We start from the raw sequence: 14,139 nt of genomic DNA on the forward strand, positions 1-14,139 counted from the left end.
ACTAACCTTCCTCGTGAACGAGCTCCACAATTTTGGTGAGCACATCCGGGTCAGTGTCGGGGCCGACGCCGTGGCCAAGGTTGACCACGTGAGCGGGAGCAACGCGGCCGCGGTTCATGACGTCACGCACGTGCGCTTCGAGCACATGCCACGGAGCACCGAGCAGGGCGGGGTCGATGTTGCCCTGCAGCGGCACTCCGCCACCGAGGCGACGGTCAGCCTCATCGAGCGGGATGCGCCAGTCAACACCCATCACGTCGGCGCCAATGCCGTGCATGGCCTGCAAAACTTCGCCGCTGCCGACACCAAAGTGAACCTTCGGAACGTCGTAGCCACGCAAGTGCGAGAGAACACGCTTGGAGTGCGGGGCCACCCGGCGCACGTACTGCTGCTCCGAGAGCGAACCGACCCAGGAGTCGAAGAGTTGCACGGCAGAGGCGCCTGCCTCGACCTGAGCGATCAAGAACTCGCCCGCAACGTCGGCGCACCAGTTGAGCAGGTTCGCCCACGTCTGTGGGTCCGAGTACATGAGTGTGCGCGCACGCTGCTGGTCTTTGCTCGGGCCACCCTCGACCATGTACGACGCGAGAGTGAATGGTGCTCCAGCGAAACCAATGAGCGGCGTCGTGCCCAACTGAGCAACGGTTTGCGCGACAGCCTCGCGGATGGGCGCAAACGCCGCAGGGTCGATGGGGTGCAGCTTGGCGACATCCGCCGCCGTACGGATGGGGTTGGCAAAGACAGGGCCACGGCCGGGAACGATCTCGACCTCAACACCGGCAAGTTTGGCCGGGATAACAATGTCGCTGAAGAAGATGGCGGCGTCGACATTGTGGCGACGCACCGGCTGCATCGTGATCTCGCTCGCGAGGTCGGGCGTCAGGCACGCCTCGAGCATTTCGTTGCCCTCACGCAGCTTGCGGTACTCGGGAAGAGAGCGGCCGGCTTGGCGCATAAACCAGACGGGAGTGGTTTCGGGGCGATCGCCGCGATAGGCCCGGATGATAGGCGAGTTAGCTGTGCGGCCGTCGAGAAGTGGGTGGTCAGAATTCAAAGTCACGGGTTAACATTAGGTCGTGCTCCTGTGTCTTAGCTCGAATCATCGCAACGCGAGCTTAGACGTACTCGAAAGTCTGTCTGAGGTCGCCCCGGCGGCCACCGTCGACCTTGTTACGCACAATGATTTCGTGGCCGGAGCCGTTCTGGTTGCCACCTGCAATCGCTTCGAGGCCTACCTCGATGTCGAGGAACCTCTCACCGCCGCCACAGCCATCACGGTCTGCTCGCTGCTCGAATCACTGAGCGAACGCACCGGCCTCAGCGTCGACACTCTCCATGCCTCCATCGCCGTTCATGAGGGGGCGGATGCCGCAGCTCACCTCTTCGCGGTGACCTCGGGTCTTGAGTCCGTCGTGATCGGTGAAGCCGAAATCTCGGGCCAAGTCAGCCGTGCGCTCGACCAAGCGCGCAAAAACGGCACCACTACCCGCGACCTCGAGCGCCTCTTTCAGCGCGCCACTCACACGAGCCGCGGCATCAAGAACAACACGGCCATCGGCGGAGCGGGCAAGTCCCTCGTGCGCCTCGCTCTCGAACTCGCCTCGAGCCGCGTCGCCGACTGGTCGACCGCACGTGTTCTCGTCGTCGGCACCGGCCGCTACGCCGTCACGACCGTCAACGCTCTGCGCGACAAGGGCGCACTCGACCTGCGCGTCTTCTCGCCCTCGGGCCGCGACGCCGCCTTCGCCCTCAAGCACAGCCTCACCCCCAGCGAGGACTTCGACGTTGACGTCATTGTCACGTGTACCGCCAGCGCCGTGCTCGGCACCGAACGCTTCTCAGCCGCCAGCAAGTGCCTCGTGCTCGACCTCGGGCTCCCCCGCAACGTTGACCCCGCCGTTGGCCAACTCAACGGTGTTGACCTGCTCGACCTCGAAACCATCAGCCTGCACGCCCCGCTCGAAGAACTGAACGCGCACGCGGATGCTCGCGACCTGGTTCGCACGGCCGCCCACGAATTCGCTGCCGAAAGCCAGGCGGAGCCCGCCATCGTTGCTCTTCGCACGCACCACTTCGCCCTCCTTGAGGCGGAAATAGCTCGCGCCACTGCCCGCGGAGCCGGCGACGAAACGATTTCTGCCCTGCGCCACCTCGGCGGCGTGCTGTTGCACGGCCCTTCGGTGCGCGCCCGCGAGTTCGCGGCTGATGGCCGCGTCGCAGAGTTTGATGCTGCCCTCTCGGCGCTCTACAACATCCCGGTCGAGCGCACGGCACGGGCAAGCGACGCTCAGGCGCGACCGCACACGGCTTAGCGTCGGGCCGCGATGCTGGCCTTCGGCACCACCCACAATGATGAGGGGCTCGCATGAAACCGTATGAGTCAACAGGTCCCCTGTACACCGAGCGCCTCGTGCTGCGCCGCCTCACGCATAGCGAGCACGATATCGATGACCTGCACGCGCAGCAATCAGACCCCGAGCTGACTACCTACATGCTCTACGAGCCCCGCGACCGCGCCACGATAATCGAGAAGATCACCGAGTGGACAGTGAGCGAAGTGCTCGCGGAGACTGACGATTACGTGCAGCTGGCCATTGAGCTGCCGGATGCTGTTCCTCCTCTTGCGGTGGGTGCGGAGCCCACAGCTCACCACCGCGAGCGCCGCTCCGTGATGATCGGAACCCTGTATTTCAAGATTGAGAGTGCTGAGGATTCGAATGCCGAGATCGGGTGGGCTCTGCATCCCGACTTCCAGGGCAAGGGCTATGCCCGGGAGGCAGCATCCGCTCTGCTCGATCTCGCTTTCGACACCCTGAAGCTGCACCGAGTTTTCGCCAATTTGGATCCCCGAAACGACGATTCCGTTCGCTTGTGTCTCGCGCTTGGCATGCGGCATGAAGCCCATCACGTGGAAGATATGTGGTTTAAGGGCGCGTGGGCCGACACCGGTATTTACGCGATTCTCGACCGCGAATGGGCAGTCCACCCGCACGCCTAGGGGTCTCGCACCACCGCTTTAGTCTGCGAATTCCCCTGTTTTCCGGGAAAAACATCCACCCAGACTAGGGGACAGACAGAACGTTCTGGTGCAGTTTTCTGCGGGTTCCGTTCTCGCGACCCCCGAGTGGGGACTCGTGAAGATTTTGGGCAGCACCGATTCTATTAACGCCACAAACGATGACCAATCGTTTCGCAGATTTTTCACGCCCATCTGATGGGGCGTTCGCTCCGAACCACTAACCAACCGAAAGAGATCTATGTCTGAGCACGTCGTTTTGTTTGCTGGCCCCATGGGCTCCGGCAAGACGACCGCTATTCGCAGTCTGAGCGAAATCGCTGTGGTGTCGACCGAGGCTACCAACACCGATCGCGAGACAGCGGATAAAGAGACCACTACGGTGGCGCTTGACTACGGCGAGATCACCATCGACGATGTCACGAAGGTTCGCCTCTACGGAGTACCGGGGCAAAAGCGCTTCGATTTCATGTGGTCGATTTTGGCCGGCCGCGCACGTGGTCTACTTCTTCTCATCAATAACGATGCGCCTGACTCTGTCGCGCTGCTTCTCGAATACCTCAACGACTTTCGTGAACTCCACGCCCGCGGCGCGGTTGTCATCGGTGTCACCAAGTCTGATGTTTCCGAAACACCCAGCGTTGCCGACTACTCGGCCGCGCTCACCGCTGCGTCTCCCGACCAATTGATTCCCGTATTCACCGTCGACCCTCGCAATGCCGAAGAGATGCGCACCCTGCTGCTCACCCTCGTCGCCAGCGTCGAAATGCGTGAACTCCTTGCACCTGCCCCGACACCGATCTCCGAGAACATCTAATGAACCTCACCCCTGCACCCGTCGCCGCTATTGCGTCGCACCTGAACCCCGTCCACATCGAAGCCGGCAACCGCACTCTCGCCGAAATGCAAGATCTCGCGAGCTCACTCACCTTTGCCTCGCTGCTCACCGATGACGGCTTCGAGATCGTTCACCTCAATGGAACCCACGCGGATGGCGGACGCTTCGCCAGCATGTCCAGCTCAGTGCAAGCACTCAGCGATGCTGTCGCCCACGAACTGAAAATCGGCACCAACGAGTACGTGATCATCGCATCCGAACTCGGCCACGTCATCCAGCTGCGCGTTCAAGGGCACCCCATCGTGCTCGCCGCGCTGTTCGATACTCATGAAACTTTGGGCAAAGGCCTCTCGATCGCACGCATCGCCGCGCGACGCATGGCCGAGCTCATTGCTTAACCAGCATCACATCGAAGTATCACCAACCCGACACCTCAAACGGAGAACATAATGTCAAACATCACTGAAACCCTCGCAACCCTTCTCGAGACCGATGGCGCCATGGCCGCCGCTGTTGTCGACAGTGGCTCGGGCATGCTGCTCGGAAGCGCTGGAAGCGGCATCGACCTCGACGCAGCAGCAGCCGGTAACACCGAGGTAGTGCGCGCGAAGCTCAAGACCATGAAGGCTCTCGGCCTCAAGGACTCCATCGATGACATCCTCATCACGCTCTCAAGCCAGTACCACATCATTCGCCCGCTGACCTCGAACCCCGAGGTCTTCATCTACTTCGTGCTCGACAAGGCGAAGTCGAACCTCGCCCTTGCACGTATCAACGTCAAGACTGCCGACTCCAGCCTCGGCCTCTAAAAATCCTCTCGCTGTGGCGGCCATCCGATGACCGCCACAGCAGGCTTCACCGCTCAGAAAGAAACATCATGACCGACGGCACCAGTATCCCCGCAGGGTGGTACCGCGACCCGCTTGGCGCGCTGCAGCTTCGCTGGTGGGATGCCACCGCCTGGACCGAGCACGTCTCAGCCCTCGACAGCGAGCCAACACCTCTCAACGTCACGGTCGATGAAGAACAGTTCAACGTCAGCGCTCCTGCCACTGCCGGGGACCCTGACGTGCTCGTCATTCACCCGGCCCCGCGCAAGAGCGCCCGCGATCATGCGAACGCTAGCGCCTCCATGGACTCGGCGATGCCCGCCATGGCCGGCACCACCACAACTACGGCCACCGCTCCTGTCCCGTTCTCAGCCGCTTCAACGACGGAAGCGAATGCTGCGGGACCCCAGCGCGCCACAGCACAGATCCTCAACGTCACCCCGATCGACGACGAAAACACTCCAGCGGATGCCGCCTCCGGTACGCCCGCGGCAGGCAAGCGCCGCACGGGACCCGCTACCAGTGCTGATATCGTTCTGCCCGCAGCCACCTGGAATGCGCTCAACCGCGCCATCACCGAAGCCGTTCACTCTGCCGCGGAACCGCTCGTCGAACTCCGCTTCGCCGATGCTCCCACCCTGGTCATTGACCCCCGCGGTGGCGTTTACTGGTGGGCTCAACCTCTTGAGAAGCTCTCTGAAACGACCGCCGACGGCGACGTCGAAACCGTTGCTCGCCCGCTCGCGATTCACCACGATGAAGCTGGCCGCGACTGGGAGCCTCTGATTTGGCTCATCGGCACTCAGGCTCAGCCCGAGTCGTTCGACCCACTAAGCCTTTCTGGCGCTCGCTTCAAGCTGCGTCGCTGGCCAAACCTCACCACCCTGACGCACACCACTGACCAGATGAGCATGACGGCAATGCTCGGCGCCGCCTACCTCACGATCACCGAGCTCGCGTCACTCGCACACGTTCCCGAAGACGAAGCGCGCCGCTTAGTCTCCACCTTTGAACTGATGGGTTTGTTGACTCACACCGTCGACACGACCGCCGATGTGATCCGGATGCCTGAGCCTGAAGCCTCGAAAGAGGGAATCTTCTCCCGGCTGAAAGCACGCTTCAGTCGCTAGTCACGGGGTGCTGCTTAGTGCACGTACTCCAGCAGGTCGAGCCCAAAGGTGCGCATCGCTTCAATTACGCGCAGGCGTGAACGAAGGTTGGCGTCATCGAATTGGATGGATGCCGCATACGCGACTGCGCGCTTGTTGCCTCTGAGGGCGCCCGCTTCCGCTCGCACCCCCTGATCGATTCCGGTCTTGTTGACCAGGAGTGTGTTGTGGTCTGCTCCCCGGTGAGCCAGGGGATCAAGCCCGAACGCACTCGCGACGAGCGACAGATCGGTGTTGAGCGAGAGCCAACCGAGCACGCGTTGGCTGGCGATCGAGTTCACAATTTCGCCACGGGCAAGGGCACCGAATAGCCAGCTGAGTTCGATGGCGGAGCCGACGGACAGCTGGGGTGCGTCATCGGGGCCCCGAGTATCGCGCACGAGATCGAGGAGCGCTGTCTTGGTGAGACCGAGGGATTCGGTGCGGGCTCGCACAGCATCCAACCCGATCAGTCGAAGCAGGATGTTGGTCGCCAGGTTGTCGCTGGTGGCACCGACGAGCGCGGCCAGGTCAGCTACCGGAAGCGATGGTGCTTGCAAGTGCTGCCAGAGTCCGGCGGCGCCAACGGATGCACCGGGAACTTTGTCGAGGATGCCGTAGGGCGCAAAGTCTCGGCTATCGAATCGCGCCGCTACTTCGATAAGCAGCAGAATTTTGCCGATGCTGGCGGTGGGGAGCTCTACCCGATCGTCGATGCTGAGGATCGTCTTGCCCGTGTTGATATCAACAGCGCTGGCGGACACTCGCACGCTGCGGTCGGAAAGCTTCAGTTTTCCGAGCGCGGCAAAGGTACTGGTGAAGTTGGGTTCTTCTCCAGTTCCGGCATGCTTCGCAACTCGGGGGGTGCGAATGCGATTCCGGCGTTCTCGGGTTTGCTCGATCTCTACCAAATAGTGACGCGATCTTTCGGGTCCAGCCACAACGAATCGGATTTCGTAACACTAAATGTCTCATAGAACGCATCGAGATTGCGAACAATTTGGTTGCAGCGGAACTCATTCGGCGAATGAGGGTCGATTGCCAGCAAGCGAATTACTTCTTCGTCGCGACCCTTTTGTTGCCACGCCTGAGCCCACGACATGAAGAATCGCTGGGCTCCAGTGAGGCCATCGATCACGGGAGCTTCGGCGCCGCCGAGAGAGATTTGGTAGGCCTTCCACGCGATCGCGAGCCCGCCAAGGTCACCGATGTTCTCACCGATCGTGAGCGAACCGTTGACGTGGTGCTCGGGAACCTGGGCGGGAGCCAAAGCATCGTACTGGTCGATGAGCGACTTTGTGCGCTCTTCGAAGGCGGCCTTATCTTCTGGCGTCCACCAGTCGACGAGGCGACCATCGCCGTCGTACTTGGCACCTTGGTCGTCGAAGCCGTGGCCGATCTCGTGACCAATGACCGCGCCGATCGCGGCGTAGTTGGCGGCGTCATCCCGGCCCTCATCAAAGAAGGGGTACTGCAGAATAGCGGCCGGGAACACGATCTCGTTGAAGCCGGGGTTGTAATACGCGTTGATGGTTTGCGGCGTCATGAACCATTCATCGCGGTCGAGCTCTTTGCCGATCTTGCCGAGTTCGCGCTGGAACTCAAACTCGTTCGCGGCGCGCACGTTGCCAGCAAGGTCATCCGCGCTGATCTCCAGAGTGGAGTAATCGCGCCACTTGTCGGGGAACCCGATCTTGGGAGTGAACTTGTCGAGCTTGTCGAGAGCGCGCTCCCGCGTAGTCGGGCTCATCCATTCCAGCTGAGTGATCGACTGGCGGTACGCCTCGACGAGGTTAGCGACGAGCACATCCATCGCCACTTTGGCCGTGGGCGGAAAGTGGCGCTCCACGTAGATCTTGCCGACCGCTTCGCCGAGCACGCCTTCAACGAGCGAGACACCGCGCTTCCAGCGAGCACGAAGTTCGGGGGTGCCCGACAGGGTGCGGCCATAAAAGTCGAAGTTGGCTTCCACAAAATCGCCCGACAGATACGCAGCGTTGTTGCGGATGACCTGCCACGACAACCAGTCACGCCACGCCTGCAGGTGGTCGTCGCTCAGCACCGCCTCAAGCCCTTCGGCGAAGCTGGGCTGGCGCACGACGACTTCGTCGAAGGAGTGGGCGGGAACATCGATGGCGTCGAGCCACACGTTCAAGTCGATGGCGCCCGTGAGGTCGTTGGCGGCCTGCCACGTCATCGGGTTGTAGGTCTTTTCGCTATCGCGGTTGGCGACGTTATCCCAGTGCTTCGACGCGATCTCGGTTTCGAGGGCGACGATGCGGGCGGCGCGCTCAGCCGGAGCATCGAGACCGGCGAGCGTCAGCATCCGCTCAATGAAAGTTGTGTACTTCGCCAAGACCTCGGCGAACTTCTCTTCGCGGTAGTACGACTCGTCGGGAAGGCCGAGACCACCTTGCTCGAGAAAGACAAGGTAGCGCTCGGGGTTGCCGGGGTCATTGTCGACGAAGAGCTGGAAGAACCCGCTCGTGCCCCCGCGTTCAAGGCGGCCGAGCGTGCTGAGCAAAGTGGGGATGGAGTCAACCGCAGCAGCATCAGCAAGCTGGGCCGCGATGGGCGTAGCCCCGAGTTCGTCGGCACGAGCCTCGTCGAGGAAGCTCGCGTAGAGGTCGCCAACCTTGCGCTGTTCGGTGCCGGGCTCTGCCGACTGCGACTCGATGATGATGTCGCGCACAGCCTCTTCGGCTTCTTCGGCCAACACCATGAAGGAGCCATACCGCGCCTTGTCAGACGGAATCTCGGTGCGGTCGATCCAGGCGCCATTCACATGGCGAAAGAGATCGTCTTGAGGGCGCACCTGAGGATCAAGATCGTTGACGGCAATTCCGGAAGGCAATGATGATTCGGCACTCATGCACCCCAGCCTAGAGCGTTCTTTACAAGGATTAGCTGCGAATCGAAGACCAGTGGATAGGCCTACACTTAACTGATGACAGCCTCTGACTCGGCCGCCACACCACCCTCTCTTCCGCACGGCCTCACCAGCCGGCAGGTGCTCTCGTGGCGCAATGCGATCGCCACCCTTTTTGCTCTCGCTGGCTTTTCTTTCGCCAGTTGGGTGGGCCGCATCCCGACGGTGCGCGACACTTTTGATGCCAGTCATTCGGAGATTGGCATTCTGCTCTTTGGGCTCGCGATCGGCTCGCTGCTCGGGCTCGTCGTTGCCGGCAAGCTCGTCGAGCGGTTCGGCGCGAAGATCGTCGTGCGCGCGTGCGTGGTGCTGTTTGTCGGCTCGCTCGCTGCTACTGCGATCATCATTGGGGTGCTGGGCAGCTTCTTCGGTGCGGTGATTTCTCTCGCCGTGTTTGGACTCGCCTTCAGCACCTACGACGTTGCCATCAACCTGTCGGGCACCGCGAACGAACGGCTCCTTGGCCGTTCGAGCATGCCGACGTTGCACGGCTTTTACAGCCTCGGCACGATGGCGGGCGCCGGGTTCGGCGCTGCGGCAGAGGCGCTGAGCGTTCCGCTCGCCACTCACCTCGTGATCGTCTCGGCGATCGTTCTCATCACTGCGCTCGTCGTGTCGGCATTGATCCTTCCGGAGCGACTCGCGGATCCGCCGCCCAACACCGTCGAGATGAAGGTCGCCGCCGGAGAGCTGACCGCCCCGAAGCTGAAAAGCGTCTGGCTCGAGCCCCGCACCATCCTCATCGGCATCATCGTGCTCGGCATGGCCTTCGCTGAAGGCTCGGCCATCGACTGGCTCGCTCTCGCCATGGTCGACGGCTACGAAATCTCTAATGCCTTCGGCACTCTGATCTTTGGTGTCTTCGTGACCGCCATGACCGCCACCCGATTCTTTGGGGTTCGCGCCCTCGACCGCTTCGGTCGCGTTCCCGTGCTGCGCGCATCCGCAGGTCTCGCCGCTGCAGGCTTGCTACTCGTCATCTTCTCGCCGGCCGTCTGGCTCGCCGTCATCGGTACCGCGCTCTGGGGTGCTGGTGCTGCCCTCGGATTCCCCGTCGGCATCTCCGCCGCTGCGGATGACCCCAAGCGCGCCACCGCGAGAGTGACGGCCGTCGCAACCATCGCCTACGCCTCCACGCTCATCGGCCCACCCATGATCGGCGTGCTCAGCGACCAGGTCGGCGTGCTGAATGCGCTGCTGCTGATCGTGGTTCTCGCGATCATCTCTGGGCTACTTTCGCCGTACGCCCGAGAACTGGCAGGCCGCCACGCGTTCCCGTACGTCGACTTCTCGTCGCCGGGTACGACATCCATTGCCATCACAATGGCGACCACCGAAATGCACTTCGTCATCACCCCCGAGCAGATCGAAGAAGCGCAGCGCGAGAACGAGCGTCGCGGCTTAGGCAAGTTCAAGCGCAAGCGCCCGGGCGGCGGCAGCGGGAAATGACTTCGCGACCTACGCGGCTGACGCAGTTGGCTGATCAGCTCAGGCCTGAGTGAGCCACTCCCTCACGCGGTCGCCGAACCAGTCCGGGCGTTGAAGCGGGATGCCGTGCCCGCAACCTTCGACGAGCGTGAGTGTGCTGCTGGGCTGGGCTTCGTGAATCGCGGCGGCCGACTCGTGCATCAGCCGACGCTCCTTGGTGCCCGCCATCACCAGAACACGACCGTCGAAGGTCGACCACTCCGCCGGGAGTTCGAATCTCATGTTCTCGCCGACGGCCGCCAGCAAGCTTTGCTTCGTGACGCCGGCACTCGTCTCGATGTAGTCCTCGATCTGGTGAGGAGGAACGAACAATTCGCGAGCTTGCAGCTTGGCGAACCAGCGCTGGCGAGCAAGCGGAGCGCTGACCCCCAGGGCGGCAAGCGTGAGACCCGTGAAGGGCATGGCTTTCGCCTGCGCGCTCACGATCACGGCGTTCGTGACGAGTTGAGGGTGGTGCGACGCGAGCAGAATCGCGAGCTGCGCGCCCAGCGAGAACCCGATCACGGTGACGGGGGTCGTGATGAGACTCGCCAGCGCTGCGACCGTCGCGGCGTGCGAGACATAGGGTTCGTCGGCTGAGTGCCCGTGGCCCGGGAGGTCGGGAACGATCACCCGGTAATCGGTCTCGAGCCGCTCTCGCAGTGAATCCCACATCCAGCCCGCAACACCGCCACCGTGGAGAAGCAGAACGGGCGGGGCATCAGCTGGTCCGGAGGTGGCGACATACATGGTCACCATCCTGTCAGGTGCTCGAACGCGGATGGCCGTCGGCGGCTCGGCCAGACGATGAATCTCGCCCAGGATGATTCACCACGGACCTTCTCCGAGTACCGTAGGACGGTGCGACTTGTCATAGCCAAATGCTCCGTTGATTACGCCGGACGCCTCAGTGCCCACCTGCCCCTCGCGACGCGACTGCTGCTGCTGAAGGCTGACGGCAGTGTGCTCGTGCACTCCGATGCGCTCTCGTACAAGCCGCTCAACTGGATGAGCCCTCCCTGCGTTCTTTCCACCCTTGAGCCCGAAGCCGAGCAGTCGGATGCCGGAGTCACCGAGATCTGGAAGGTCGCCCACACCAAGTCGGCCGACATGCTCATCGTCTCGATTCACGAAATCCTGCACGACTCGAGCCACGAACTAGGCGTCGACCCCGGACTGCAAAAGGATGGCGTCGAGGCTCACTTGCAGAAGCTGCTGGCCGAGCACATCGACATTTTGGGCGAGGGCTACCGTCTGGTTCGCCGCGAATACATGACCGCCATCGGGCCGGTCGACATTCTCGCGACCGACGAGAAGGGCGCAAGCGTTGCCGTGGAACTCAAGCGTCGCGGCGACATCGATGGCGTCGAGCAGTTGACGCGCTACCTCGAGCTGATGAACCGTGACCCGCTGCTGGCTCCGGTCACCGGCATTTTTGCCGCCCAGGAAATCAAGCCGCAGGCACGTACGCTCGCGAAGGACCGCGGCATCCGCTGTGTGCTGTTGGATTACGACGAGATGCGCGGCCTCGACGATCCCAACATGCGATTGTTCTAGTCTTCAGGCGCACGCCTTAGGCTGGTAACAAATGGCTAATAACTGGACTTGCATTCTCGTTGACCTTGACGGCACGATCGCTGACTCGGCGCCCGGAATCACGGCGTCGCTCGCGTACATGTTTGAGGAGATGGGCTACCCCGTGCCCTCGGCTGAAGAGCTGCGCGCCTACGTTGGCCCGCCCATTGTGGACTCGTTCCGCGACCGCGCCGGATTCACGCCCGTTGAAGCGGCGCAGGCACTCTCGATCTACCGCCGCCATTACATGGAGGGCAATAGCGCCAACGGAAGCGACATCTTCCCCGGCATCCCCGAGGTGCTGAAGACGCTGCACGCGACGGGGATTCCCTTGTCGCTGGCGACCTCGAAGCCGGAGTTTCCGGCATCCGTGATTCTGGATCACGCGAACCTCACGCAGTACTTCCGTGTGATGGCTGGCGCCTCGATCGATGAGATTCGCAGCGCCAAGAAAGACATCGTGGCCGAAGCGCTTACGCGCCTGACGATGATCGGTGCCGACGTGAGCAACCCGGTGATGATCGGTGACCGCTTCTACGACATCGAGGGTGCAGCCGAGCACAACATCCCCACGATTTATGTCGACTGGGGTTATGGCAACCCTGGCGAATCCGACGGATCGCTCGCTGTGGTCTCGAAGGCAGAAGAACTGCTGCCGCTGCTGCTTCCTAGCTAGCGGGCCAAACTCTCCACCACGCGACCGTAAATGCCGGGCAACCGCGCGGCGAACGGCACGATAGCTCGGCGCAGCGGTGAGTTGGCAGCCGCCACGAGCCCGGTGGTGAGCATCCGAAAGTCGCGGGTCACTCGACGCCACTCGCGTTCGTAGCGTTCAGGCTTGCCGGCGACTATGCACTCGATCGCAGCGCGCGCTTCCGCCAGCCCTAAGCGGATGCCCTCCCCCGTGATCGCATCCACGTAGCCGGCGGCGTCACCCACGAGCAGCACTCGGCCCGCACGTTGCCCCGTGGTGTTCTGCAATAGCGGACCAGCACCTCGCACGCTCGACGCCGGCGTCGCACCGCGCAGGCGTTCGGCGAGCGCCGGCACACTCGCCAACGCCTCCTCGAACGATGTTCCCCGCGGGCCCAGCACGGCAACACCCACCTCGGCGTCGCTCACCGGCGTGACATACAGCTCAGCGGTCGGCGCCCAATGCACCTCCACGAGATCAGTCCACGGAGCAACCTCAAAGTGCTGCCGGATGCCGAACCGCCGAGAATCCCGTCGCCTTACGCGGCGAGGGTGCGCGGCCAGGCCCACCAGCTCGCGCACCGTGGAGTGCAGGCCATCGCAGCCGAGCATCCACCGCCCCTCGATGGTGCGACCGTCAGCGACGTGCGCGGATACCGCGCCGCCCTGCTCACCGTCATCATGCTGCTCGATCGCCTCAACCTTGCCGTGGTCGAACTCGACACCCAGCTCTAGCGCCCGGTCGGTGAGCGCCCGGTGCAGCTCGGTGCGGCGAACGCCGAGCGCGGCATCCGAAGCGAAGCGGTGTTCGGCGATGAGGGTGCCGTCGTGATAACTGATGCCCGCGATCTTGCGCCCGTGCGGCTGCACACCAAGGGCGGCGAGTTCGGTGACGGCGCCGGGCATGACTCCTTCGCCACAGGCTTTGTCGATGGTGCCGGTGCGGGGTTCGATCACGAGCGCGGTGAGGCCGTGCATCCGCGCATTGATGGCAGCGGCGAGGCCGATCGGCCCGCCACCGACGACGATGACATCGACGACCGGCGAAACGCTCGGTTCGGCCACCGCATCATCGGCCACACCTGCAGCGACCGCATCGTCACCCACGCCACTCATGGCGTCAGTTCGCGCAGCGCCCGGTTTTCGGTCGGGATGCGGAACGCCAACAGCAGCACCGCATTAAGCACGGTGAACACAATCGCGGTGACCCACGCGGTGTGCACGAGCGGCAACGCGATGCCCTCGATCGCTACGACGAGGTAGTTCGGATGCGGCAACCAGGTCACGCGATACGGCCCGCGGTTCTGCACACGGCCGGCCCCGGGCACCACGATCACGCGCGTGTTCCACTGAGCGCCGAGCGAGCTGATGATCCAGTAGCGCGCCGCCTGACAGAGCAGGGTGATGACGAGCATCGGGATTCCGAGCCACAGCAAGAAGGGGCGATCGGCGACGATCACTTCGACAACACAGGCGATCAGGAGGCCCGTATGCAGGGCCACCATCCAGGGAAAGTGCTTCTGCCCATACTCGCGACCGCCACGCTCGAAGGCTGCAGCGGCATTGCGCTTCGAGATGCGCAGCTCATAGAGGCGCTCCATGCCGGTGCCGAGTACAAGAGCGATGTAGGCAATGACGGTCAT

General features: G+C 62.8%; 15 protein-coding genes. 9 read left to right on the top strand and 6 right to left on the bottom strand.

All coding sequences use genetic code 11. From position 1 onward, the window contains the following. Nucleotide 1: 1 nt before the first annotated feature. A complete protein-coding gene (gene hemE / locus I6E60_RS00870) occupies nucleotides 2-1,060 on the bottom strand; it encodes a uroporphyrinogen decarboxylase (protein ID WP_197122175.1) in 1,059 nt (352 codons plus the stop codon). A 16-nt stretch (nucleotides 1,061-1,076) separates the two neighbouring features. Between hemE and I6E60_RS00875 the strand changes: the two genes are divergently transcribed. From I6E60_RS00875 to I6E60_RS00900, 6 genes are all read left to right on the top strand, one after another. Beyond that, entirely contained in the window at nucleotides 1,077-2,312 is a 1,236-nt protein-coding gene (locus tag I6E60_RS00875) for a glutamyl-tRNA reductase (protein WP_197122177.1), read from the top strand. A 53-nt stretch (nucleotides 2,313-2,365) separates the two neighbouring features. Continuing rightward, on the top strand, nucleotides 2,366-2,998 hold the full coding sequence (locus I6E60_RS00880; RefSeq protein ID WP_197178400.1) for a GNAT family N-acetyltransferase: 633 nt from the start codon (nucleotides 2,366-2,368) through the stop codon (nucleotides 2,996-2,998). Between the two features lie 259 nt (nucleotides 2,999-3,257). Continuing rightward, nucleotides 3,258-3,833, top strand: coding sequence for an ATP/GTP-binding protein (locus I6E60_RS00885; protein WP_197122182.1), 576 nt, complete (start codon nucleotides 3,258-3,260; stop codon nucleotides 3,831-3,833). Further along, nucleotides 3,833-4,252 (top strand): roadblock/LC7 domain-containing protein, encoded by a 420-nt coding sequence (locus tag I6E60_RS00890; RefSeq protein WP_197122185.1) that lies wholly within the window; start codon nucleotides 3,833-3,835, stop codon nucleotides 4,250-4,252. Before I6E60_RS00885 ends, I6E60_RS00890 begins: the two co-directional genes overlap by 1 nt. A gap of 51 nt (nucleotides 4,253-4,303) precedes the next feature. Beyond that, nucleotides 4,304-4,663: a hypothetical protein gene (locus I6E60_RS00895; RefSeq protein WP_197178402.1), complete on the top strand. Its 360-nt coding sequence runs from the start codon at nucleotides 4,304-4,306 to the stop codon at nucleotides 4,661-4,663. A 68-nt stretch (nucleotides 4,664-4,731) separates the two neighbouring features. Beyond that, complete coding sequence (locus I6E60_RS00900) at nucleotides 4,732-5,814, top strand: DUF2510 domain-containing protein (RefSeq protein WP_197178404.1); 1,083 nt, start codon at nucleotides 4,732-4,734, stop codon at nucleotides 5,812-5,814. Between the two features lie 14 nt (nucleotides 5,815-5,828). Here I6E60_RS00900 and I6E60_RS00905 read toward each other — a convergent pair whose 3' ends face one another. After that, on the bottom strand, nucleotides 5,829-6,743 hold the full coding sequence (locus tag I6E60_RS00905) for a serine hydrolase (RefSeq protein WP_197122194.1): 915 nt from the start codon (nucleotides 6,741-6,743) through the stop codon (nucleotides 5,829-5,831). Further along, nucleotides 6,737-8,704 carry a M13 family metallopeptidase gene (locus I6E60_RS00910; protein WP_197178406.1) on the bottom strand — a complete coding sequence of 656 codons (1,968 nt, stop codon included), beginning with the start codon at nucleotides 8,702-8,704 and terminating at the stop codon, nucleotides 6,737-6,739. Before I6E60_RS00910 ends, I6E60_RS00905 begins: the two co-directional genes overlap by 7 nt. Nucleotides 8,705-8,779: 75 nt before the next feature. Between I6E60_RS00910 and I6E60_RS00915 the strand changes: the two genes are divergently transcribed. Further along, a complete protein-coding gene (locus I6E60_RS00915; protein WP_197122200.1) occupies nucleotides 8,780-10,210 on the top strand; it encodes an MFS transporter in 1,431 nt (476 codons plus the stop codon). Between the two features lie 39 nt (nucleotides 10,211-10,249). Here I6E60_RS00915 and I6E60_RS00920 read toward each other — a convergent pair whose 3' ends face one another. Further along, a complete protein-coding gene (locus I6E60_RS00920; protein WP_197178408.1) occupies nucleotides 10,250-10,978 on the bottom strand; it encodes an alpha/beta fold hydrolase in 729 nt (242 codons plus the stop codon). Between the two features lie 111 nt (nucleotides 10,979-11,089). Here I6E60_RS00920 and nucS point away from each other — a divergent pair, with 111 nt between their 5' ends. Both nucS and I6E60_RS00930 read left to right on the top strand, forming a co-directional pair. Then, nucleotides 11,090-11,785 (top strand): endonuclease NucS, encoded by a 696-nt coding sequence (gene nucS / locus I6E60_RS00925; protein WP_197129504.1) that lies wholly within the window; start codon nucleotides 11,090-11,092, stop codon nucleotides 11,783-11,785. A gap of 31 nt (nucleotides 11,786-11,816) precedes the next feature. Continuing rightward, the gene (locus tag I6E60_RS00930) at nucleotides 11,817-12,479 is read left to right on the top strand and encodes an HAD hydrolase-like protein (protein ID WP_197122209.1); all 663 of its coding nucleotides are present in this window, start codon (nucleotides 11,817-11,819) and stop codon (nucleotides 12,477-12,479) included. On the opposite strand, the gene I6E60_RS00935 is transcribed toward I6E60_RS00930, so the two are convergent. Both I6E60_RS00935 and I6E60_RS00940 read right to left on the bottom strand, forming a co-directional pair. Continuing rightward, nucleotides 12,476-13,612 (bottom strand): NAD(P)/FAD-dependent oxidoreductase, encoded by a 1,137-nt coding sequence (locus tag I6E60_RS00935; protein WP_197178410.1) that lies wholly within the window; start codon nucleotides 13,610-13,612, stop codon nucleotides 12,476-12,478. The two genes, I6E60_RS00930 and I6E60_RS00935, sit on opposite strands and share 4 nt — an antisense overlap. Then, nucleotides 13,609-14,139 (bottom strand): isoprenylcysteine carboxyl methyltransferase family protein, encoded by a 531-nt coding sequence (locus tag I6E60_RS00940; protein ID WP_197122212.1) that lies wholly within the window; start codon nucleotides 14,137-14,139, stop codon nucleotides 13,609-13,611. Before I6E60_RS00940 ends, I6E60_RS00935 begins: the two co-directional genes overlap by 4 nt.

This window comes from Salinibacterium sp. SWN167, from assembly GCF_015864665.1.
Taxonomy (GTDB): domain Bacteria; phylum Actinomycetota; class Actinomycetes; order Actinomycetales; family Microbacteriaceae; genus Rhodoglobus.